At 64.0% G+C, this 17,709-nt stretch carries 24 protein-coding genes; all 24 read right to left on the reverse strand.

All coding sequences use genetic code 11. The features are described 5' to 3' along the window. Positions 1–4: 4 nt before the first annotated feature. Positions 5–736 (reverse strand): hydratase, encoded by a 732-nt coding sequence (locus DEM26_RS02565; RefSeq protein ID WP_109171628.1) that lies wholly within the window; start codon positions 734–736, stop codon positions 5–7. Further along, positions 726–1,664 carry a sugar kinase gene (locus DEM26_RS02570; protein ID WP_233242998.1) on the reverse strand — a complete coding sequence of 313 codons (939 nt, stop codon included), beginning with the start codon at positions 1,662–1,664 and terminating at the stop codon, positions 726–728. Before DEM26_RS02570 ends, DEM26_RS02565 begins: the two co-directional genes overlap by 11 nt. Before the next feature lie 12 nt (positions 1,665–1,676). Further along, a complete protein-coding gene (locus DEM26_RS02575) occupies positions 1,677–2,627 on the reverse strand; it encodes an NAD(P)-dependent oxidoreductase (protein ID WP_109171629.1) in 951 nt (316 codons plus the stop codon). Further along, entirely contained in the window at positions 2,624–3,337 is a 714-nt protein-coding gene (locus tag DEM26_RS02580) for an amino acid ABC transporter ATP-binding protein (RefSeq protein ID WP_369907717.1), read from the reverse strand. The genes DEM26_RS02575 and DEM26_RS02580 overlap by 4 nt, the downstream gene beginning before the upstream one ends. A gap of 88 nt (positions 3,338–3,425) precedes the next feature. Continuing rightward, positions 3,426–4,253: a transporter substrate-binding domain-containing protein gene (locus tag DEM26_RS02585; RefSeq protein WP_088719476.1), complete on the reverse strand. Its 828-nt coding sequence runs from the start codon at positions 4,251–4,253 to the stop codon at positions 3,426–3,428. A gap of 35 nt (positions 4,254–4,288) precedes the next feature. After that, the gene (locus DEM26_RS02590; RefSeq protein WP_075773867.1) at positions 4,289–4,945 is read right to left on the reverse strand and encodes an amino acid ABC transporter permease; all 657 of its coding nucleotides are present in this window, start codon (positions 4,943–4,945) and stop codon (positions 4,289–4,291) included. 1 nt (position 4,946) lies between these two features. Beyond that, complete coding sequence (locus DEM26_RS02595) at positions 4,947–5,615, reverse strand: amino acid ABC transporter permease (protein ID WP_088719475.1); 669 nt, start codon at positions 5,613–5,615, stop codon at positions 4,947–4,949. Between the two features lie 142 nt (positions 5,616–5,757). Beyond that, positions 5,758–6,771: a LacI family DNA-binding transcriptional regulator gene (locus DEM26_RS02600; protein WP_109171631.1), complete on the reverse strand. Its 1,014-nt coding sequence runs from the start codon at positions 6,769–6,771 to the stop codon at positions 5,758–5,760. 123 nt (positions 6,772–6,894) lie between these two features. Then, entirely contained in the window at positions 6,895–8,343 is a 1,449-nt protein-coding gene (locus DEM26_RS02605; RefSeq protein ID WP_075773864.1) for a DUF2252 domain-containing protein, read from the reverse strand. An 82-nt stretch (positions 8,344–8,425) separates the two neighbouring features. Further along, the gene (locus DEM26_RS02610) at positions 8,426–9,361 is read right to left on the reverse strand and encodes an asparaginase (protein WP_109171632.1); all 936 of its coding nucleotides are present in this window, start codon (positions 9,359–9,361) and stop codon (positions 8,426–8,428) included. 10 nt (positions 9,362–9,371) lie between these two features. Beyond that, positions 9,372–9,917 carry a biotin transporter BioY gene (locus DEM26_RS02615; RefSeq protein WP_075773862.1) on the reverse strand — a complete coding sequence of 182 codons (546 nt, stop codon included), beginning with the start codon at positions 9,915–9,917 and terminating at the stop codon, positions 9,372–9,374. 1 nt (position 9,918) lies between these two features. After that, complete coding sequence (locus tag DEM26_RS02620) at positions 9,919–10,533, reverse strand: energy-coupling factor transporter transmembrane component T family protein (protein WP_088719472.1); 615 nt, start codon at positions 10,531–10,533, stop codon at positions 9,919–9,921. Beyond that, positions 10,508–11,254, reverse strand: coding sequence for an energy-coupling factor ABC transporter ATP-binding protein (locus tag DEM26_RS02625; RefSeq protein ID WP_233242999.1), 747 nt, complete (start codon positions 11,252–11,254; stop codon positions 10,508–10,510). The genes DEM26_RS02620 and DEM26_RS02625 overlap by 26 nt, the downstream gene beginning before the upstream one ends. Before the next feature lie 108 nt (positions 11,255–11,362). Next, positions 11,363–13,003, reverse strand: coding sequence for a BCCT family transporter (locus tag DEM26_RS02630; RefSeq protein WP_075773860.1), 1,641 nt, complete (start codon positions 13,001–13,003; stop codon positions 11,363–11,365). 38 nt (positions 13,004–13,041) lie between these two features. Further along, positions 13,042–13,458: a universal stress protein gene (locus DEM26_RS02635; RefSeq protein WP_075773859.1), complete on the reverse strand. Its 417-nt coding sequence runs from the start codon at positions 13,456–13,458 to the stop codon at positions 13,042–13,044. A 485-nt stretch (positions 13,459–13,943) separates the two neighbouring features. Then, a complete protein-coding gene (rpmD, locus tag DEM26_RS02640) occupies positions 13,944–14,129 on the reverse strand; it encodes a 50S ribosomal protein L30 (RefSeq protein WP_075773858.1) in 186 nt (61 codons plus the stop codon). Between the two features lie 12 nt (positions 14,130–14,141). Next, the gene (gene rpsE / locus DEM26_RS02645; protein WP_075773857.1) at positions 14,142–14,711 is read right to left on the reverse strand and encodes a 30S ribosomal protein S5; all 570 of its coding nucleotides are present in this window, start codon (positions 14,709–14,711) and stop codon (positions 14,142–14,144) included. A 114-nt stretch (positions 14,712–14,825) separates the two neighbouring features. Continuing rightward, on the reverse strand, positions 14,826–15,185 hold the full coding sequence (gene rplR, locus DEM26_RS02650; RefSeq protein WP_075773856.1) for a 50S ribosomal protein L18: 360 nt from the start codon (positions 15,183–15,185) through the stop codon (positions 14,826–14,828). An 11-nt stretch (positions 15,186–15,196) separates the two neighbouring features. Beyond that, a complete protein-coding gene (rplF, locus tag DEM26_RS02655; protein WP_075773855.1) occupies positions 15,197–15,730 on the reverse strand; it encodes a 50S ribosomal protein L6 in 534 nt (177 codons plus the stop codon). Between the two features lie 10 nt (positions 15,731–15,740). Beyond that, positions 15,741–16,139 carry a 30S ribosomal protein S8 gene (gene rpsH / locus DEM26_RS02660; RefSeq protein WP_088719470.1) on the reverse strand — a complete coding sequence of 133 codons (399 nt, stop codon included), beginning with the start codon at positions 16,137–16,139 and terminating at the stop codon, positions 15,741–15,743. Positions 16,140–16,149: 10 nt separating this feature from the next. Continuing rightward, positions 16,150–16,455 (reverse strand): 30S ribosomal protein S14, encoded by a 306-nt coding sequence (rpsN, locus tag DEM26_RS02665; RefSeq protein WP_075773854.1) that lies wholly within the window; start codon positions 16,453–16,455, stop codon positions 16,150–16,152. A 19-nt stretch (positions 16,456–16,474) separates the two neighbouring features. Next, complete coding sequence (gene rplE, locus DEM26_RS02670; RefSeq protein WP_075773853.1) at positions 16,475–17,032, reverse strand: 50S ribosomal protein L5; 558 nt, start codon at positions 17,030–17,032, stop codon at positions 16,475–16,477. Then, positions 17,032–17,337 (reverse strand): 50S ribosomal protein L24, encoded by a 306-nt coding sequence (gene rplX / locus DEM26_RS02675; RefSeq protein WP_075773852.1) that lies wholly within the window; start codon positions 17,335–17,337, stop codon positions 17,032–17,034. The genes rplE and rplX overlap by 1 nt, the downstream gene beginning before the upstream one ends. Beyond that, the gene (rplN, locus tag DEM26_RS02680) at positions 17,337–17,705 is read right to left on the reverse strand and encodes a 50S ribosomal protein L14 (RefSeq protein ID WP_075773851.1); all 369 of its coding nucleotides are present in this window, start codon (positions 17,703–17,705) and stop codon (positions 17,337–17,339) included. Before rplN ends, rplX begins: the two co-directional genes overlap by 1 nt. Positions 17,706–17,709: the final 4 nt, after the last annotated feature.

Consider the following 17,709-nt stretch of genomic DNA (forward strand, 5'->3'; position numbering starts at 1 on the left):
GTTTTCAGAGCGCGCGCGTGGTCAGCGAAACCTGACAGCCTTCGAGCCCCCCGTGCAGCTGCACCCCCACCGGCAGAGGCTGCGGGCCGATGCGCGCGCCGGTGACGATGCAATGCTCCGCCCGCAGCCCCGGCCCGATCACGGCGGCGCGCTCGGCGAGGAAGCCGAGGAAGGACACGATCTCGGAAAGTGACATCCCAGCGGCCATTTCAGGCGGCTCGGCAGGCGCGCCGATCGCAAGCGGCAGGCGCGAGAGGTCACGGGTTTGCCAATCGGGCACCTCATCTCCCATGACGATCGCCCGGTTCGAGAACCGATCCGCCATCTGTGCCAGCGGCGGCTGCTTTTCGAGCGTGGTGAAGCGCGACTGGAGCACTTCGAAGGCGACATGAACGCTGCCGATCGCTTCCAGAATCTCGTGAGATTTGGCCTCGGGCGAAATATCGGCACGCAGCCGCACCGCGATTTCCAGTTCAAGCCGCGCATGGGGCGCAACGGCAAGGGTCGCACCCGAGCGATGGACCGCGCGACCCAGAACCGGGGCGCAGGACAGGTCCTGCCCGCCCAGCAGCGCGTGTTTCCACCCCCCCACGGGGCCGAGATGGCGCAGGCTCTCGGCCTGCACAGCATAGGCTTCCGCCGGCGTGACCGGCAGCGGGGTCAGCGCCTCGAGCGTCTCGCCGTCATTCGCGGCAGCCAGCGCCTCTGCGGCGCTTGCGATCTGGTCACGCTGCATGGTGTGCAACCTCTTCTTTCATGGCATCGCGCGGGATGATCGCGCCGGGATGACGGACGACTCGGCTTGCGAGACGCGCACCGTCGAGAATTGCGGCCTCCAGCGTTTTACCGCGCTGCAGGGCCGAGAGGAGAGCGGCATCGAAACTGTCGCCTGCCGCAGTCGTGTCGACAGCCGCGACGGGATCGGGCAGCGCAACGCGCAGCGTCGCCCCCGATGCGTCGCGCGCGAGCACCGCGCCGCCGCCCGTCGTCAGCACGATGGCGCCCGCTGCGTGTTTCTCGCAGCGCGCCATGATCGCCTCGGGGTCGGTCTCGTTCCAGAGCGCCGCGAGATCGTCGAGCGAGGGCAGCGCGAGGCTCGTCACTGCCAAGGCGCGCTCGGTCCACTCCGCCGCCTCGGCCCGGTCACGCCAGAGCCGCGGGCGGTAATTCGTGTCATAGGCGACGGTGATCCCGCGCTGGCGCAGCGCGTCCAACTCCGCCAGCAAACGGCTGCGCGCCGTGTCGGGAAGGATCGCCAAGGTGATGCCCGAGAACAAAAGGACGCGTGCCTGACCGAGCGCCGCGACCTCCTCCCCGTCGGCGCCGAACATCCGGCGCGCCGGCGCCTGATCGCGCCAATAGGTAAAGCTGCGCTCGCCCGTAGCATCGGTGGCGATGAAGCTCAGCCCCGGGCTGCCATCGGCCTCGGACCCGATTGCCTCGATTTCGACCCCCTCCTGCGCGATCGTATCGCGCATCCAGCGGCTCATCCCGTCCGAACCGAGCCGCGAAAGGTAGCCCACCCGCAGATCGGGCCGCAGCCGCGCGAGGTAGATCGCCGCATTCAGCGTGTCGCCCCCAAGCCGGCGGTGGAACAGATCGGGCGTTGCAGGGTCGTTTGTGAACTCGGCGAGAGGCTCGCCTATGCAGAGAAAGTCCAGCATGCAAGGCTCCGATCAGGCGGGCCCTACCGGGCTCGGAAGCGGGGCTCCGGCCAGATAGGCGTCGATATTCGCGATCACCAGCTGCGCCATCGCGCGTCGCGCCTCGTTCGTGGCCGAAGCGATATGTGGCGTGAAAAGCGTGTTCGGCGCGCGCAAAAGACCGTCCTCCGCCCCATCGGGCGCGACAGGTTCGACCTCGAATACATCGAGCGCGGCAGAGCCGAGCGTGCCGCCATGCAAGGCCGCAGCCAGCGCCGCGCTGTCGACGACCGAGCCGCGCGCGACATTGACCAAGGTGCCTTCGGAGCCGAGCGCCTCCAACACCGGCGCATCGACAATATACCGCGTCTCAGGCGTGGCCGAGAGCGTGACGAACAGGACGTCACTTTCGGCGGCCAGCGTCCGGGCGTCGGGGCGCCATGCCTCGGGGGCGTCGTCATGGGGCTTGCGGGCATGATAGATCACATCAACCCCCAGCGCGCGCAGCATGTCCGCCAGTGCGCGCCCGATCCGGCCATAGCCGAGAATACCCGCACGGCAACCGGTCAGCGCCTGACCGAGCCGCGGTTTCTGCCCGTTCGACCAGCCGCCCGAGCGAAGCAACCGCTCGCCCTCGCCGATCCGCCGACGCACCGAGATAGCGAGACCCAGCGCCAGCTCGGCCACCGCTTCCGACAGCACGTCGGGCGTGGTCGTCACATGGATGCCGCGCGCGGCCGCCGCATCCAGATCGACCGCATCGGTGCCGACGCCATTGACCGCGATCAGACGCAGGTCGGGAAATTCGGCGATCTCCTCGCCGGAGAGGCCGCGCGCGCCGCTGGTCAGCACGACCTCGATGCCCTCGCGCGCTGTGGCGTCACGGGTGACCGGATGCTCGGCACAGAACGCTTCCATCATGTCGGCGGGCTTCAGTTCGATCAGCGCGAGGATCAACGGGGTGGCTTTGGCATCATCACTCATGAGATCTGCCCCAGGAAGTTGCGCAGACGCTCCGACTTCGGATTGCCGAAGAACTCTGCCGGCGGCCCCTCTTCGATGATCGCGCCCTGCTCCATGAAAATCACACGATCGGCGACGGCACGGGCGAAATCCATCTCGTGGGTGACGCAGAGCATCGTCATGCCTTCACGGGCGAGGTCGATCATCGTGTCGAGCACCTCCTTGACCATCTCGGGGTCGAGCGCCGAGGTCGGCTCGTCGAACAGCATGATCCGCGGCTCCATGCAGAGCGCCCGCGCAATCGCGACCCGCTGCTGCTGACCGCCCGAAAGCTGGGCGGGAAATTTGTCCGCCTGCTCGGGGATCTTCACGCGCTCCAGATACTTGCGCGCGGTCGCCTCAGCCCCGGCCTTGTCCGCCCGCCGCGTCTTGAGTGGCGCGAGCGTGCAGTTCTGCAGCACGGTCAGGTGGGGAAATAGGTTGAATTGCTGGAAGACCATCCCGACTTCGCGGCGCACCTTGGCGACGTTCTCGCCGCCTGCCGTCAGCTCGATCCCGTCGACGGTGATCGTGCCCTCCTGAATCTCTTCGAGCTGGTTGAGCGTGCGGATCAGGGTCGACTTGCCGGAGCCGGACGGACCGCAGATCACGATCCGCTCGCCTTGTTCGACCGTCAGATCGATCGACTTCAGCGCCTGAAACGCACCGAAGAACTTGGTGACGCCGCGCATCTCGACGGCGGGCTGCTGTGCTTGTGTCATGGGATGCCTTGTAGGGTGACCCGGCGCAGCGCGGGGCTGCGCCGGATGTGGGGTGAGATCAGTTCGAGGCCGATTTCGGTGTCGCGGCTTCCTCCGCCGATCCGTTACGGACGAAATCGGGGATGTCCGTCGCCAGCCACTGCTGCGAGATCTTGTCCATCGTGCCGTCTTTCATTGCGGAGCCGACGAACGCGTTGATCTTGGCCAGAAGCTTGTCTGCGCCCGGCTCGACCGCGATGCCCTGGACCTGGCTCGAAAGCGGGAACTTCTCGTCGAAGCGACCCGGCGCAGCCTTCGCGATCTGCGCGGCCACGACGTTGGACACACCGATCAGCGGCACCTGCCCCGAGAGGAGTGCCTGCACTGCGGCCGCGTCGTCGTCGAAGCGGCGGATCGTGGTGTCGTCGGGGGCGACCTTGGTCACGCCCGCGTCCTGCGTCGAGGCGCGCACGACGCCGACAGATTCACCAGACAGATCAGCCGGCTTCGAGACCTTTTCCTCTTTCTTGCCGTAGACCATAATCTCGATCCCGGCATAGGGGCGCGAGAAATCGACCCGCTTGGCGCGCTCTGGCGTGATGCCCAACGAGGCGACCAGCACATCGACCTGACCTGAGAGCAGGTAGGGGATACGGTTCGGGCCGGTCACCGGCACGATCTCGATCTTGGTGCCCAGGTAGTCGGCGAGCGCCTTGGCGGTATCCGCGTCATAGCCTTCGGGCTTGCCGCTGGTGCCCATCAGACCGAAGGGCGGGAAATCGACGAGCATGCCGACCTTGAGCACGCCGGCCTTCTCGACCTGATCGAGCGTGGTGGCTTGCGCGTGGCCTGCCATCAATGCGCCGACCGTCAGGGCCGCCGTTGCGACTGTCTTGAGAAACTTCATGTTTTACTCCTCCTAAACCTGAAGCGGGTGAAAAATCAGCGGGTGAATGCGAGGCGCATCCGCCCTTCCAGCCGGCGCGCATAAAGCGACAGCGGCCAGCAGATGATGAAGTAGATCGCGGCCACCAGCCCGAAGACCACGAAGGGGTCGAAGGTCGCGTTGTTGACGATCTGACCGGCGCGCGTCAGCTCGGTGAAGCCGATGATCGAGGTCAGCGAGGTGCCCTTGATCAGCTGCACAAGGAAGCCGACGGTCGGGGCTACGGCGATCCGCGCCGCCTGCGGCAGAACCACATGCTGCATCCGGTCGCGATAGCTCAGCGAAAGCGCAGTCGCGGCCTCGGTCTGCCCCGACGGCACCGCGTCGATCGAGCCGCGCCAGATCTCGCCCAGATAGGCGCTGGCATGGAAGGTCAGCGCGATCGCCGCCGCCAGCAGCGGGTTGATCGGCAGGTTCAGCACGGTCAGACCGAAATAGAACAGGAACAGCTGCATCAGGAGCGGGGTGCCCTGGAAGATCCGGATGAACCCGGCGCTGATCCGGCGCAGAGCCTTCGAGCCCGAGCTGCGCGCGAGTGCCACGAACAGCCCGCCGATTGCGCCGCCGATAAAGGCGATGACCGACAGCAGAAGCGTCCAGCGCACGGCCTCGATGATGAACAGGATGTCGGAGGGACCGAATTGGCGGATCATGTCAGCGGCTCGCAGGATAGTTGAAAATGGCGTTCTGGACGAGTTTGAAGAGGCCCGAGAACAGCAGCGAGAGAACGAGGTAGAACGCGGTCACGACGAGGTAGATCTCGAAGCTGGCGAAGGTCTTGGCGTTCAGATCCGCCCCTACCGAGGCCAGATCGTTCGCGGAGATCGTCGAGACGACCGACGAGGTCAGCATCAGGTAGATGAACTGGCTCGTCATCGCCGGATAGACGTTGCGCAGCGCGGGCTTCAGGATCACGTAGCGGAAAATCTGGATCGGCCCGAGACCCAGCGCGCGCCCTGCCTCGATCTGGCCATGGGGCACGGATTCGATCCCGGCGCGGGTGATTTCGGTCCCGTACGCGCCGACATTGATCACCAGAGCGATCAGCGCCGCGACATTCGGATCGAGCGAAATCCCGATCGCGGGCAGCCCGAAATACAGAAAGAAGATCTGCACGAGGAAGGGGGTGTTGCGGATGATCTCGACATAGGCGCCGACGATCGCGTGCAGCACCTTCGAATGCGAGGTGCGCGCAGCAGCCCCGAGAACCGACACGATCAGGCCCAGAAGCATCGCCGCGAAAGACAGGCGGATGGTCAGCCATGCGCCGTAAAGCAGCAGGTCCAAGTTCTCGAATACGGGCGTGAAGTTGAAGTGATACACGTCGCCTCCCTGCGTGTAACCACATGCCCTCGCGCTCCTCAACGGTCGGGCATGCTCATTTAGATCGATCTAATTAGAACGATCTAAATTACGAGTCGCAAATCACGGATGCGTGAGTGGACGGCGTCGGGGCAAGTTGGGATCAGTCGGCGGAACCGGTGGTGTCGCGCACCCGCAGGCGCGGCGTCACGATCTCGGTTTTCCGCTCTGCGCCCGGATCTGCGATTCGCCGCAGCAGCAGGCGCGCCGAAGCCGCGCCGATCTGGCGCGGGAAGACCTGCACCGTGGTCAGGCGCGGCGGCGCACCGAGATCGATGAAGGACAGGTTGTCGTGGCCCACCACCGAAAGATCGCGGCCGGGCATCAGCCCCAGATCGAACAGTCCCCGCAGCAGGCCCGAGGCGAGGATGTCGTTGAAGCAGATCGCTGCGGTCGGGCGTGGCTCGAGCGCCATCAGCATCGCGGCCGATTGCGGCGAGCCATCCCATGCGAGCGGCACGTCGATCACCCCAGCATTGATGAGCTGCTGAGCCCGCATCTCCTCCTCGAAGGCCGCGAGACGTTCATCCCGCGTGGAAACCTCCCCCGCGAGCGCGACGAAGGATATCCGTCGATGGCCGAGATCGCGCAAATGCCGCACGCTCAGCCGCACCGCGAGGCCGTGATCGGAGCCTGCGAAATCGCTGAGATCGCGGCCCACGTGGCGCATCGCCTGCACCAGCGGCACGCCAGCTGCGACCAGCTTCTCTATCGTATCCGGCGCGGTCCCTTCGGCGGGAAACAGGATGATCCCCTCCGCGTCATGCTCGCGCAACCGGCGGAGCAGACCCGATTGCCGTTCCGGATCGTCCCGCGAACTGGCGAGCATGACCTGATAGCCCTGCTCGTCCAGTTCGGCCTCGATCCCCTCGACGAATTCCGAGAAGAAGCTGTTCACGAGGTTCGGAATGATCACGCCGATAGTGCGGCTTTTCTGACCGCGCAGACGTGCCGCGCCGCTATTGGGCACGTAGTCGAGCTCGGCGATGACCTTCTCGACCTTCTCGCGCGTCTTTGCCGCCACGAGGTCCGAGCCGCGAATGACGAGCGAGGCCGTCGCGCGGGACACGCCCGCCGCCCGCGCCACATCCATCAATGTCGTACGCTTCACCGCCATAATCGCGGAGTAACGACAGGAAGGCGCTCGCGCAAGCACGACACCGCCGTCACGCGACTAGCTGCGCTCATTGGGAAACGGCCGCCCCGTCTGGGGAGACCGTGTCAACGCGAGTACGAGAGCTTAGCGGTAGTGCTTCTGCGTCATGTCGAAAGCGCCGCGTTTCAGATCCATCTTGAAGAACTTGTGGTCACGCTTGAGGCGCTTCACCGCCTCTCGCCCGAAACACAGCAGATCGTCGACGAACAGATCGAAGGGCTGCATCGCCTCGATGATGCGCGGCTCGATCCGGTAGTCCAGCTCGCCCGCATCGTCGGAGCGCGCGTGGGCCTGCGCCAGCGCCTGCCCGCAGGCATGGGCATAGTCACGCCAGCTGTCCTTCGACAGATCGTCGAGGTCGATATCGTCGCGGAACGGCGCACGTTCGCGCGACATGAAGCTCATATCGTCGATCTCCACGCTGCCGTAGAAGACATCGCCATGCGCCAGATGCACCCGCTGGCCATGCGCGATCCGGTCGCCCTTTTCACCGGCGACAAAATCGTTCTCCGGGACCAGACCTTCGAGCGCGGACTGCCGGGCACGCTTGAACTCGATGATCAGATCGTCGCTGGCATTCTTGCTCGGACCTTCGATCAGGCAATAGTAGCGCGGCAGCCCCAGCGAGGCCGTGCCCTGCCCATGGCGGATGCACACATCCTTCACCTTCAGCTGCCCTGCGCGCCCACCGGGATCGATCCCGTTCTGCTTGGCCACGTCGTTGATGTAACCCTGAAACTCCGAGATCCGACTGGAGATCGGCGTCAGTTCGTCATTCGCCCGGAAGCCCCGACCGGTCTCGTTGAGATAGCGATCCCAGAGCCATTCCTTCCGACTATTGCGCGCCTTCTTGAACATCCGCCGGATCACTTTCGGACTGTTATCGGGGCGCATCTGCTGGCTCGCCTCCTTGTCGTGGCGGGCATAGAATTCCATCCCGTCACGATAGCCTTCGACGAATTTGCGCACGATCTTCTCACGGTGCTTCTTCTTCTGGTCTCCCTCCTCCTTGGCGGCGATCAGAAAGCCAGTGATGCCGCGCTTCAGATCCCAGGTGAAGGGCCCGTAGAGCACGTCGTCGAAATCGTTCACGCCGAAGATCGGCACGTTATCGGCATTGGGCATGATCCCAAAATTCTCCGGATGGACATCCCCGAGCGCGAGCACCGTCGGCATCCGCTCATCCTCGCCCAGCATGTCGCGGTGAAACAGCAGCGAGGTGCCGCGGAAGAAGGAGAACAGCGAATCCGCCAGTTCCTCGAATTTCTCGCTCGCGCCCTCGGCCTTCTCGTCGATGCGCACCGCGTGGTCCTCGATGATCGTCGAGCGCACATGCAGGCGACGCGCAAGCCCGGTCAGATCGCCCGGACGCATCACGCAGGGGTATTTCACATAGGCCTCGGCGAGCTCGCGATAGGCCTCGACGCGGCTCTGGAGCTGTTGGACGGGCGCAACCCCGGTGGCCTTGCGCGACCGTTTCTGGCTCGACGCTTTCGAATTGGAAGATTTCGGCTTGTTATTGCCTTCCGCCATGGGGGTGCTCCTTTTCGGGGTTCGCTCTCCTAACGGGAGGACGGGCGAAGGCGTTCCGAAAAACCGGCGTGAGCCCCAAGGCTCAGGGCGTGTATTCTCCGCAGAGCGACCGGGAGAGGCGCGCCGCCCGCGTCTGCGGATCGTCGAGCGAAAGGACATGGGAGAGCTTTGTATAGGCCGACTCCGGCGTCATGTCGCGCCCGTCGATCACCCCGTGATCGCGCAGGACCGCCCCCGCCGCATAGGTGCCAAGCGCCATCCCTCCCTCGGGACATTGGCTGACCCCGATGACCGGGACCGCGCGGGCCTGCGCCGCGGCAAGCGCCGCGCGCAGGCCGGGCGTGTCGGGCGCAGTCCCCGAGCCGTAGCAGCGCAGCACCAGACCGTCACAGGTCTTGGCTGCATGGTCGAGAAGGCTCTCCTCCGCCCCCGGCGCCACGGCCAGAACGGCGATCCGCGCGGGCCTGACCGGATGACGGATCAGGCGCGGCCCCGGCTGGCAGGGCAGGATGTCGGAAGGATCGGCGGCGAAGGCATCGAAAGCGCGCGAGTGGCTTTTGCGGACCCGCGCGCCGTGCAACAGGCGTCCGGCGAATTGCACCCATATGCCTGGCGTAGCTGTCCGCGCCGCCGCAATCGCGTCGCGCAGATTGCGCGCGCCGTCATTTCCCTCGACCGAAAGCGGCAGCATCGAGCCGGTCACAATCACCGGCTTGCCCAGCCCTTCGAGCGCGAAGCATAAAGCCCCCGCCGTATAGGCGAGCGTATCGGTGCCGTGGGTCACGATCACCCCGTCGCAACGGTCGTGATGCGCGGCGATGGTCTCGGCGATCCGATCCCAATCGGCGGGTGTGGCATTGGCGCTGTCGATCAGCGGATCGAGACGTAGGGTCTCAACCTCGCGCCCCTCGGGCAGGGTCGCGAGGAAATCCTCGACCACGCCCTGCTGCGGTACGAAACCCGCATCAGAGGCGACCATGCCGATCGTCCCGCCCGTATGGATCAGAAGCAGCGCCATGCCGCGTCCCTCAGTTCCGCGACAGGACGCTGGAAGGCCGTGCGCGGGCCAGAGAGACGGTCAGCGCCGCAACGATCAGCGCCTTGATCAGATCGCCGGGGATGAAGACGACCATTAGCGAAGTGCTTTCGATCAGGCTCTTGCCGAGCGCAAGCGACAGCCCGACGATTCCCATCGCGTAGGACAACACGATCCCACCAAGGATCGACCCTACGAAGACCGATGCGCCCAGCGGAACCGAGCGCCATTTCTCGACGACGAAGCCGGTCAGCCACGCGGCCAGCGGCCAGCTGAACAGGAACCCGCCCGTCGGACCGAAGAAGACGCCGAGGCCCCCACGACCGCCGGCCAGCAGCGGCAGACCAACGGCCACCAGCAGCAGGAACAGCAGGACCGCCAGAGCACCACGCTTCGAGCCCAGAACGGCGCCGGCCAGCATGATCCCAAGGCTCTGCGCCGTGATCGGCACACCGAAGCCCAGCGTGATCTTCGGGATCAGCGCGAGTACCGCGATCAGGGCCGCAAACAGCGCGATCAGCGCGACATTCTTTTCCATCTCAAGTCTCCCTCTCGGATGTGAGCCCTCCCCGGGCCCGTAGCGCATCGCCGACATGGTCGGCGTCGTCAAGCGCAAGAAGCGTGAAGGGCAGCACCAGCCGCCAGCTCGGCCGCCGCGTGGCCCGGGCGCGCCAGCTTTCGGTCAGGCGCGCACCCTTGTTGGTCAGCACTGGCACCATGCGGATCACCAAAGCGATCGCGATCTCCAGCGCGGCGGTCGACAGCCCGAAGCGGCGCAACGGTGTCGTCAGCCAGCGCACAACCGCGATCATATCACTGAGCCGCGTCGTCATCGACACGAGGTTCGCCAGCGCCACCGCCGAGATCATCCGCATCACGATCACCGCGCCTTCCGCGATCTCGCCGATCACCATCTGCCAGATCGCGACGATGACGATAAACGGCCAGAGCAGTTTCAGCGCCGACAGGCCCGCGCGCAGGAAGGCGCGACCGGGCAAGGCATAGGCGATCAGGATCGCCGTGACGACGCCCGCGAGGATCAGCGGGCTTTCGATATAGAACAGACCCACGGTCGCGAGGCAGAGCGCTGCGAGTTTCAAACCCGCAGGCCAGTCATGGGCGGCGGTCTTAACGGGAGAGCTGAGCGATATCATCGGCCTCTCCCGCGCGGGTCATCTCTTCGACATAGGCGGGCAGCACCTCGCGCGCCGCGCCATGCATTCGCAGCCGCCCTTGGTCGAGCCAGAGGATTTCGTCGTAATGCTCCAACTCGCGCGGGTCGTGGGTCACCTGCACCAGCGTCCCACGATAGAGCGTCAGCGCGCGACCCAGCTGCGCCTTGGTCGGGATGTCGAGACCGGAGAAGGGCTCGTCCAAGATCAGCAGGTTCGGGGCCATCGCGCTCACCGCCATCAGGCATAGAAGCTGCTTCTGGCCCTGGCTGAGCGTCGTGACATAGGCATCGCGCCACGCCGCCTTGCCGAACTGCGCGAGTGTCTCTTCCGCCGCAGCCTCGGCTTCGGTTTTCCTCATCCCCTGCTGGCGCAGCCCGAAGGAAATCTCCTCGATCACGGTGGGGAAGATGATCTGATGATCGGGGTTCTGGAACAGGATGCCGACCTCGCGCAGCGCGGCCTTGCGGTCGGCGGCCAGATCGTGGCCGTTGATCCGCAGGCTACCCCGGCTCGGCGCAATCAGCCCGGCCATCAGCCGCGAGAGGGTAGATTTGCCCGATCCGTTGCGCCCCACCACGCCGATGCGGCGGGCACGGGTCTCAAGCGAAATCCCCTCCAGCACCGGGCGACCGTCGAGATCGTGGCCCAGATCGGAAATCGCGATATGGCTCGCAGAAGTAAGGGTCGCGCCGTCAGACATGCGCCGGGTCATATACGCAGTCGCGCCGCGTTTCCAGACGCCCTGCGCATAGCGAAAGGCGCGCGAGGTTTCCCCCCGCGCGCCTCTCTGTCTCAAGTGTCCCTCAGTTTACCGAGGCTCGGTCCGAAGACCCTTCCAGATCGCCCAGCACATCACCAGCAGAACCAGCGTGAAGGGAAGACCGGTCGAGATCACCATCGCTTGTAGCGCGCTCAGACCGCCGCCGATCAACAGCACGATCGCGACCGCGCCCTCGAAGGTGGCCCAGAACACACGCTGCGGCACCGGAGCGTCGACTTTGCCGCCTGCGGTAATCGTGTCGATCACGAGCGAGCCGGAGTCCGACGAGGTCACGAAGAACACGATCACCAGGATGATCGCGATGACCGAGGTGATCGAGGTCAGCGGGAGACCCTCCAGCATCGCGAACAGCGACAGCGGCGGGTTGTAGCTATCGATGACCTGCGCCTTCACCAGCGAGCCTGCCGGGTCCGAAATCACCTGGTCGATCGCGACGCCACCGAAGACCGCCATCCACAGCACGCAGACGAGCGAGGGGATCAGCAGCACGCAGATGATGAACTCGCGCACGGTACGGCCACGCGACACCCGGGCGATGAACATACCGACGAAGGGCGACCAGGAAATCCACCACGCCCAGTAGAACGCGGTCCAGCCGTCGCGATAGCTGTCATCCGTGCGCCCGATCGGGTTCGACAGCGGAATGATGTCCTTGGCATAGGCCAGAAGACCCTGACCGAAATCGGTGAAGATCATCAGGGTCGGACCCGCGAAGAGAACGAAGAGCAGCAGCAGCGCCGCGATGCCCATGTTGATCTCCGAGAGCAGCTTCACGCCGCCGTCGAGGCCGCGCAGCACCGAGAACAACGCAACGCCGGTGATGATGGTGATCAGAATGATCTGCACCGTCGTGTTGATCGGGACGCCGAATACGTGATTGAGACCCGCATTCGCCTGCTGCGCGCCGAAACCGAGCGAGGTCGCAAGACCGAACAGTGTCGCAAACACCGCGATGATGTCGATGATGTGGCCGGTCCAGCCCCAGACCTTCTCACCGAAGATCGGATAGAAAGCCGAGCGGATCGTCAGCGGCAGCCCCTTGTTATAGGAGAACAGCGCCAGCGCGAGCGCCACGACCGCATAGATCGCCCAAGGGTGCAGACCCCAGTGATAGATCGTCGCGGCGAGGCCCATTTCCTTGGCCCGTGCGACATTCTCCGGGATCAGGTTGCCATCTGCATCGAAGGGCGAAGGTGTGCCCAACGGCTGCGATACCGCCATGTGATAGACCGGCTCGAGCACGCCGAAGAACATCAGACCGATGCCCATACCGGCCGCGAAGAGCATCGCGAACCAGCCCATATAGGTGAAGTCCGGCTCGGCATCCGTGCCCCCCAGACGCACCGCGCCATAGGGCGAGACGATCAGGGCGAGACAGAAGATGACGAAGATGTTCGCGGCGCTCATGAAGAACCAGTCGAAAGTCGAGGTCAGCCACGGACGCATTGCGCCGAAGATCTCGCTCGCCTGTTCGGGCAGGGCCAGCGCATAGAAGACGAAGGCAACGATCGTCAGCGCCGAGATCATGAAAACCGGGTTGTGAATGTCGAAACCGAAGGGCCCGACTTGGCCTTCCAGGTTGTCCTGACCGATTTCGTAATCGGTTTCGATGAGTTGCGTGTCCCCTTCGGGGGCAGGGATACCCTGAACTTCTTCAGGTTCGGCCATATGCCGTCCTCCTGTCCTTATTGGTTATGTTGGTCCGCTTATCCGCGTACGAGGAAGACCGACGCATCGCTGTGCGCGGCCAGATGTCCCCCATGCGAGGCAAAGAGATAGTTGGCCGCGTTGGGCACGTGCGTGGCCATCACGACGAGATCGGCCTCGAGATCGTCGGCCACCTTCAGCAACGTCTTGTCGAGATCCACGGCAGGATCGGGCACGACGACCGCCTTCCCCGAGGCCTTGTGCCCGAATTCGTTGGCATGACTATCCGCGAAAGCGTCCAGCTTCGCGGCATATTCCTTGGCATTATGGCCGAATTCGCTCGGCTCCTGGCTCGTAACACCTATGAAAACGACTTCCGCGTCGTGTTTCGCTGCGATTTCCGAAGCGACTCTCAACGTCTTGTCCATCTTCTCGACGTGACGCAGGTCGACCGGAACCATGATTTTCTCAAACATCTCGATCCGTCCCTCAGTCTTGAAGCGCAGCACCCTATTGCAGGATGCAACGATATCCAACCAACCCAGTGTGTCACAATCGGTTCCGGAAATCGTGAATAAATATTAAAGAAATGACATGCCGTTATCGGGTGCGGCGCGCGACGGCCCCAATTTCGCGCCAAACCGCCATACGCGGATGTACCATGTCCAATCGCCTCAGACCGGAGAGGGCGAGACGTTTTCACCGCCGATATGGAACAGGATTTCAGCGGCACCAATACCGTGATCGCGGTCGGAGGCGCCTCGGCGTCACCCACGCAACGGGCGTTCATTCCGGCGAGACATGCGGCCCGTCTCTCGGCTTTGGAGGACGCGTATCCGGCGGACTATCCGTCACTCGCGGGCGTCCTCTCCGCCTGCCCCGCCAGGAGCCAAGCGCTACAAATGCAAAACGCCCCGGCCTTTCGGTCGGGGCGCTTCGTTACTCAGATGAACCGGTCGGTTCAGCCACGCTCTTCGACGATTTCGACGAGGTGCGGGATCTTCGCGACCATACCGCGCACGGCCGGGGTATCTTCCAGCTCACGGGTACGGTTCATCTTGTCCAGACCCAGACCTTTCAGCGTGGCACGCTGGATGGCGGGGCGACGGATCGGCGAACCGATCTGCTTGACGACGATGGTAGCCATTGATCGCTCTCCTTACGCTTCCGTGGCTTCGGCAGGTGCCTCGGCCTCGGGCTTCTTGAGGATGTCGGCCACTTTCTTGCCGCGGCGCGCAGCCACCTGACGGGGGCTTGCTTCGCGGGTCAGACCGTTCAGCGTGGCACGGATCATGTTGTAGGGGTTCTGGGTGCCGGTCGATTTCGACACGACGTCCTTCACGCCCAGCATCTCGAACACGGCACGCATCGGACCACCGGCGATGATCCCGGTACCTTCCGGTGCGGTGCGCATCACGACCTTACCAGCGCCGTGACGGCCCTCGATGTCGTGGTGCAGCGTGCGGCCATCGCGCAGCGGGACGCGGATCAGGTTGCGCTTCGCTTGCTCGGTGGCTTTGCGGATCGCTTCCGGAACCTCTTTGGCCTTGCCTTTGCCGAAGCCGACACGGCCACGCTGGTCGCCGACGACCACGAGGGCTGCGAAGCCAAAGCGCTTACCACCCTTCACGGTTTTCGACACGCGGTTGATCGCGACGAGGCGATCGGCGAATTCCGGGTTTTCGTCGCGGTCGTCGCGGCGGCCCCGGCGGTTGTCACGTTCTGCCATGAGGCATTCCTTCTCGTGATGGCGTGGTCTCACGCCGTTTGTCTCAATCCAGGTGCCCCGCCCCGAAGGGCGCGGCCCGGATCATCGGGGGGACGCGAACGTCCCCCACCAGTCTTAGAACTTCAGACCGCCTTCGCGGGCTGCGTCGGCGAGCGCCTTGATCTTCCCGTGGAACAGGAAGCCACCGCGGTCGAAGTAGCAGGTTTCGACACCGGCCTTCTTCGCACGCTCGGCGATCGCGGCGCCAACCTTGGCAGCCGCTTCGACGTTGTTCTTGCCGACCACGCCGAGATCCTTCTCGAGCGTGGAAGCGGCGGCCAGAGTGCGACCGTTGACGTCGTCGATCAGCTGAACGCTGATGTTTTTCGACGAACGATGCACCGAAAGACGGGCGCGACCAGCGGCCATCTTGCGAAGCTTGTTCCGGACGCGCAGGCGGCGCTTGAGGAACAGATCCCGTTTGCTGTTTGCCATTTTCGCGTTCCTTACTTCTTCTTACCTTCTTTGCGGAAGATATACTCGCCCTTGTAGCGGATGCCCTTGCCCTTATAGGGCTCGGGAGCACGCCATTCGCGGATATTTGCCGCGACTTGGCCCACCTGCTGCTGGTCGGAACCTTCCACAACGATCTCGGTCTGCTTCGGAGCGGTGACAGTCACGCCCTCCGGAACCTCGAAGTTGACTTCGTGCGAATAACCGAGCGACAGCTTCAGGACGTTGCCCTGCATCTGCGCACGATAACCAACACCCTGGATCTCCAGCTCCTTCTTGAAGCCTTCGGTCACGCCCTGCACGAGGTTCGCGACCTGCGAGCGGGTCATGCCCCACTGCTGGCGCGCGCGCTTCGAGAGGCCACGCGGGGTGACGGTGACGAGGTTGTCCTCGACCTTGAGGGTCACATCGTCGGTCGCGGTGAAGGAACGGGTGCCTTTCGGCCCCTTCACTTCGATGGTCTGGCCCGACAGCTGCGCCGAAACGCCGCTGGGAAGCTCGACCGGTTTCTTACCAATACGAGACATTGAGCCCTCCTTAGAATACGGTGCAGAGCACTTCGCCGCCGACATTGGCGGAGCGTGCGTTTGCATCCGACATCACGCCCTTCGAGGTCGAGACGATCGAGACGCCGAGGCCCTGACGGACCGACGGGACGTCTTTCGCGGCCATGTACACGCGGCGACCGGGGGTCGAGACGCGCTGCAGCTCGCGGATGACCGGGGTGCCCTCGTAGTACTTGAGGCTGATTTCCAGCTCCGGATGGCCGGCAGCAGACGTCGTCTGCTCGTAACCACGGATGTAGCCTTCGTCAGCCAGCACGTCGAGAACCCAAGCGCGGAGCTTGGAGGCCGGGGTGCGGACGGTGGATTTGCCACGCAGTTGTGCGTTGCGGATGCGGGTCAGCATATCGCCGAGAGGATCGTTCACAGACATGTCGCCCTCCTTACCAGCTCGACTTCACCATGCCGGGGATCTGACCGTAGGAGGCCAGGTCACGCAGCATGATCCGCGAGAGTTTGAGCTTACGGTAGTAAGCGTGGGGACGACCCGTGAGCTGGCAACGATTGTGCAGCCGGACCGCCGACGAGTTGCGCGGGAGTTCCGCGAGTTTCAGCGACGCCTTGAAGCGCTCTTCCATCGGGCGCTCCTGGTCGTTGATGATTTCCTTGAGCGCGGCCCGCTTGTCAGCGTACTTGTTCACAAGACGCTGGCGCTTCGCTTCGCGCGCAACCATGGATTTCTTAGCCATAAGTTTCGTTCCTCCGCGATCAGGCGTTGAAAGGCATGTTGAAATGCTTCAACAGCGCCTTCGCTTCGGCATCCACGTCAGACGTGGTCACCATGATGATGTCCATACCCAGAACCTCATCGACCTTATCGAAGTCGATTTCCGGGAACACGATGTGTTCCTTGAGGCCCATTGCGAAGTTGCCACGACCGTCGAAGGCCGGCTTCACGCCGCGGAAGTCGCGAACGCGCGGCAGGGCAACGTTGATCAGGCGATCGAGGAATTCGTACATCCGGTCACCGCGCAGGGTCACTTTCGCGCCCAGCGGCATTTCTTCACGGACGCGGAAGCCTGCGATCGACTTCTTCGCCTTGGTCATCACGGCCTTCTGACCAGCGATGAGCGAGAGCTCTTCGGCGGCCTGCTTGACCTTCTTGGTGTCTTTCACGGCTTCGCCGACGCCCATGTTCAGCACGATTTTGTCGAGCCGCGGGATCATCATGTCGTTCTTGTAGCCGAACTCTTCTTTCAGCGCGGCTTTGATCGAGTCGCGGTAAAGAGCGCGAAGACGCGGAGTGTAGGTAGCTTGATCGAGCATCAGATCGCATCCCCCGTGGTCTTGGCGTAACGCACCTTCTTGCCGTCTTCCTCGCGGAAGCCGACGCGGGTGGCTTTGCCGTTTGCGTCCATCAGAGCCAGGTTCGACAGGTCGATCGGCATCGCCTTGGGCTGGCGACCGCCCTGGTTGGACTGGGTCTGACGCTGGTGGCGGATCGCAACGTTCACGCCGTCGACGACAGCTTTGCCGGCTTTCGGGTCAACAGAGGTGATTTCACCCTGCTTGCCCTTGTCCTTGCCAGCGAGAACGACGACCTTGTCGCCTTTGCGGAGCTTAGCAGCCATTACAGCACCTCCGGAGCAAGCGAGATGATCTTCATGAAGTTCTTCGCCCGCAGCTCACGCACGACCGGCCCGAAGATACGGGTGCCGACCGGCTCGCCCGCGTTGTTCAGGATGACGGCGGCGTTGCGGTCGAAACGGATGGCGGTGCCATCGTCGCGACGAACTTCTTTGGCGGTGCGCACGACGACGGCCTTGCGGACGTCACCTTTCTTCACGCGGCCGCGCGGGATCGCTTCCTTGACCGACACCACAATGATGTCGCCCACGGATGCGTAACGGCGGTGCGAGCCGCCGAGGACCTTGATGCACTGAACCCGGCGAGCGCCGGAGTTGTCAGCAACATCCAGATTGGTCTGCATCTGGATCATGGGG

The sequence above is a fragment of the Thioclava sp. NG1 genome, from assembly GCF_003122275.1.
Taxonomy (GTDB): domain Bacteria; phylum Pseudomonadota; class Alphaproteobacteria; order Rhodobacterales; family Rhodobacteraceae; genus Thioclava; species Thioclava nitratireducens.

What these genes read in the sequence shown, in the direction of transcription:
- DEM26_RS02565 (WP_109171628.1), bottom strand. Translation starts at nt 736, where the DNA reads ATGCAGCGTGACCAGATCGCAAGCGCCGCAGAGGCGCTGGCTGCCGCG.
- DEM26_RS02570 (WP_233242998.1), bottom strand. Translation starts at nt 1,664, where the DNA reads ATGCTGGACTTTCTCTGCATAGGCGAGCCTCTCGCCGAGTTCACAAAC.
- DEM26_RS02575 (WP_109171629.1), bottom strand. Translation starts at nt 2,627, where the DNA reads ATGAGTGATGATGCCAAAGCCACCCCGTTGATCCTCGCGCTGATCGAA.
- DEM26_RS02580 (WP_369907717.1), bottom strand. Translation starts at nt 3,337, where the DNA reads ATGCGCGGCGTCACCAAGTTCTTCGGTGCGTTTCAGGCGCTGAAGTCG.
- DEM26_RS02585 (WP_088719476.1), bottom strand. Translation starts at nt 4,253, where the DNA reads ATGAAGTTTCTCAAGACAGTCGCAACGGCGGCCCTGACGGTCGGCGCA.
- DEM26_RS02590 (WP_075773867.1), bottom strand. Translation starts at nt 4,945, where the DNA reads ATGATCCGCCAATTCGGTCCCTCCGACATCCTGTTCATCATCGAGGCC.
- DEM26_RS02600 (WP_109171631.1), bottom strand. Translation starts at nt 6,771, where the DNA reads ATGGCGGTGAAGCGTACGACATTGATGGATGTGGCGCGGGCGGCGGGC.
- DEM26_RS02605 (WP_075773864.1), bottom strand. Translation starts at nt 8,343, where the DNA reads ATGGCGGAAGGCAATAACAAGCCGAAATCTTCCAATTCGAAAGCGTCG.
- DEM26_RS02610 (WP_109171632.1), bottom strand. Translation starts at nt 9,361, where the DNA reads ATGGCGCTGCTTCTGATCCATACGGGCGGGACGATCGGCATGGTCGCC.
- DEM26_RS02615 (WP_075773862.1), bottom strand. Translation starts at nt 9,917, where the DNA reads ATGGAAAAGAATGTCGCGCTGATCGCGCTGTTTGCGGCCCTGATCGCG.
- DEM26_RS02620 (WP_088719472.1), bottom strand. Translation starts at nt 10,533, where the DNA reads ATGATATCGCTCAGCTCTCCCGTTAAGACCGCCGCCCATGACTGGCCT.
- DEM26_RS02625 (WP_233242999.1), bottom strand. Translation starts at nt 11,254, where the DNA reads ATGTCTGACGGCGCGACCCTTACTTCTGCGAGCCATATCGCGATTTCC.
- DEM26_RS02630 (WP_075773860.1), bottom strand. Translation starts at nt 13,003, where the DNA reads ATGGCCGAACCTGAAGAAGTTCAGGGTATCCCTGCCCCCGAAGGGGAC.
- DEM26_RS02635 (WP_075773859.1), bottom strand. Translation starts at nt 13,458, where the DNA reads ATGTTTGAGAAAATCATGGTTCCGGTCGACCTGCGTCACGTCGAGAAG.
- rpmD (WP_075773858.1), bottom strand. Translation starts at nt 14,129, where the DNA reads ATGGCTACCATCGTCGTCAAGCAGATCGGTTCGCCGATCCGTCGCCCC.
- rpsE (WP_075773857.1), bottom strand. Translation starts at nt 14,711, where the DNA reads ATGGCAGAACGTGACAACCGCCGGGGCCGCCGCGACGACCGCGACGAA.
- rplR (WP_075773856.1), bottom strand. Translation starts at nt 15,185, where the DNA reads ATGGCAAACAGCAAACGGGATCTGTTCCTCAAGCGCCGCCTGCGCGTC.
- rplF (WP_075773855.1), bottom strand. Translation starts at nt 15,730, where the DNA reads ATGTCTCGTATTGGTAAGAAACCGGTCGAGCTTCCCAGCGGCGTTTCG.
- rpsH (WP_088719470.1), bottom strand. Translation starts at nt 16,139, where the DNA reads ATGTCTGTGAACGATCCTCTCGGCGATATGCTGACCCGCATCCGCAAC.
- rpsN (WP_075773854.1), bottom strand. Translation starts at nt 16,455, where the DNA reads ATGGCTAAGAAATCCATGGTTGCGCGCGAAGCGAAGCGCCAGCGTCTT.
- rplE (WP_075773853.1), bottom strand. Translation starts at nt 17,032, where the DNA reads ATGCTCGATCAAGCTACCTACACTCCGCGTCTTCGCGCTCTTTACCGC.
- rplX (WP_075773852.1), bottom strand. Translation starts at nt 17,337, where the DNA reads ATGGCTGCTAAGCTCCGCAAAGGCGACAAGGTCGTCGTTCTCGCTGGC.
- rplN (WP_075773851.1), bottom strand. Translation starts at nt 17,705, where the DNA reads ATGATCCAGATGCAGACCAATCTGGATGTTGCTGACAACTCCGGCGCT.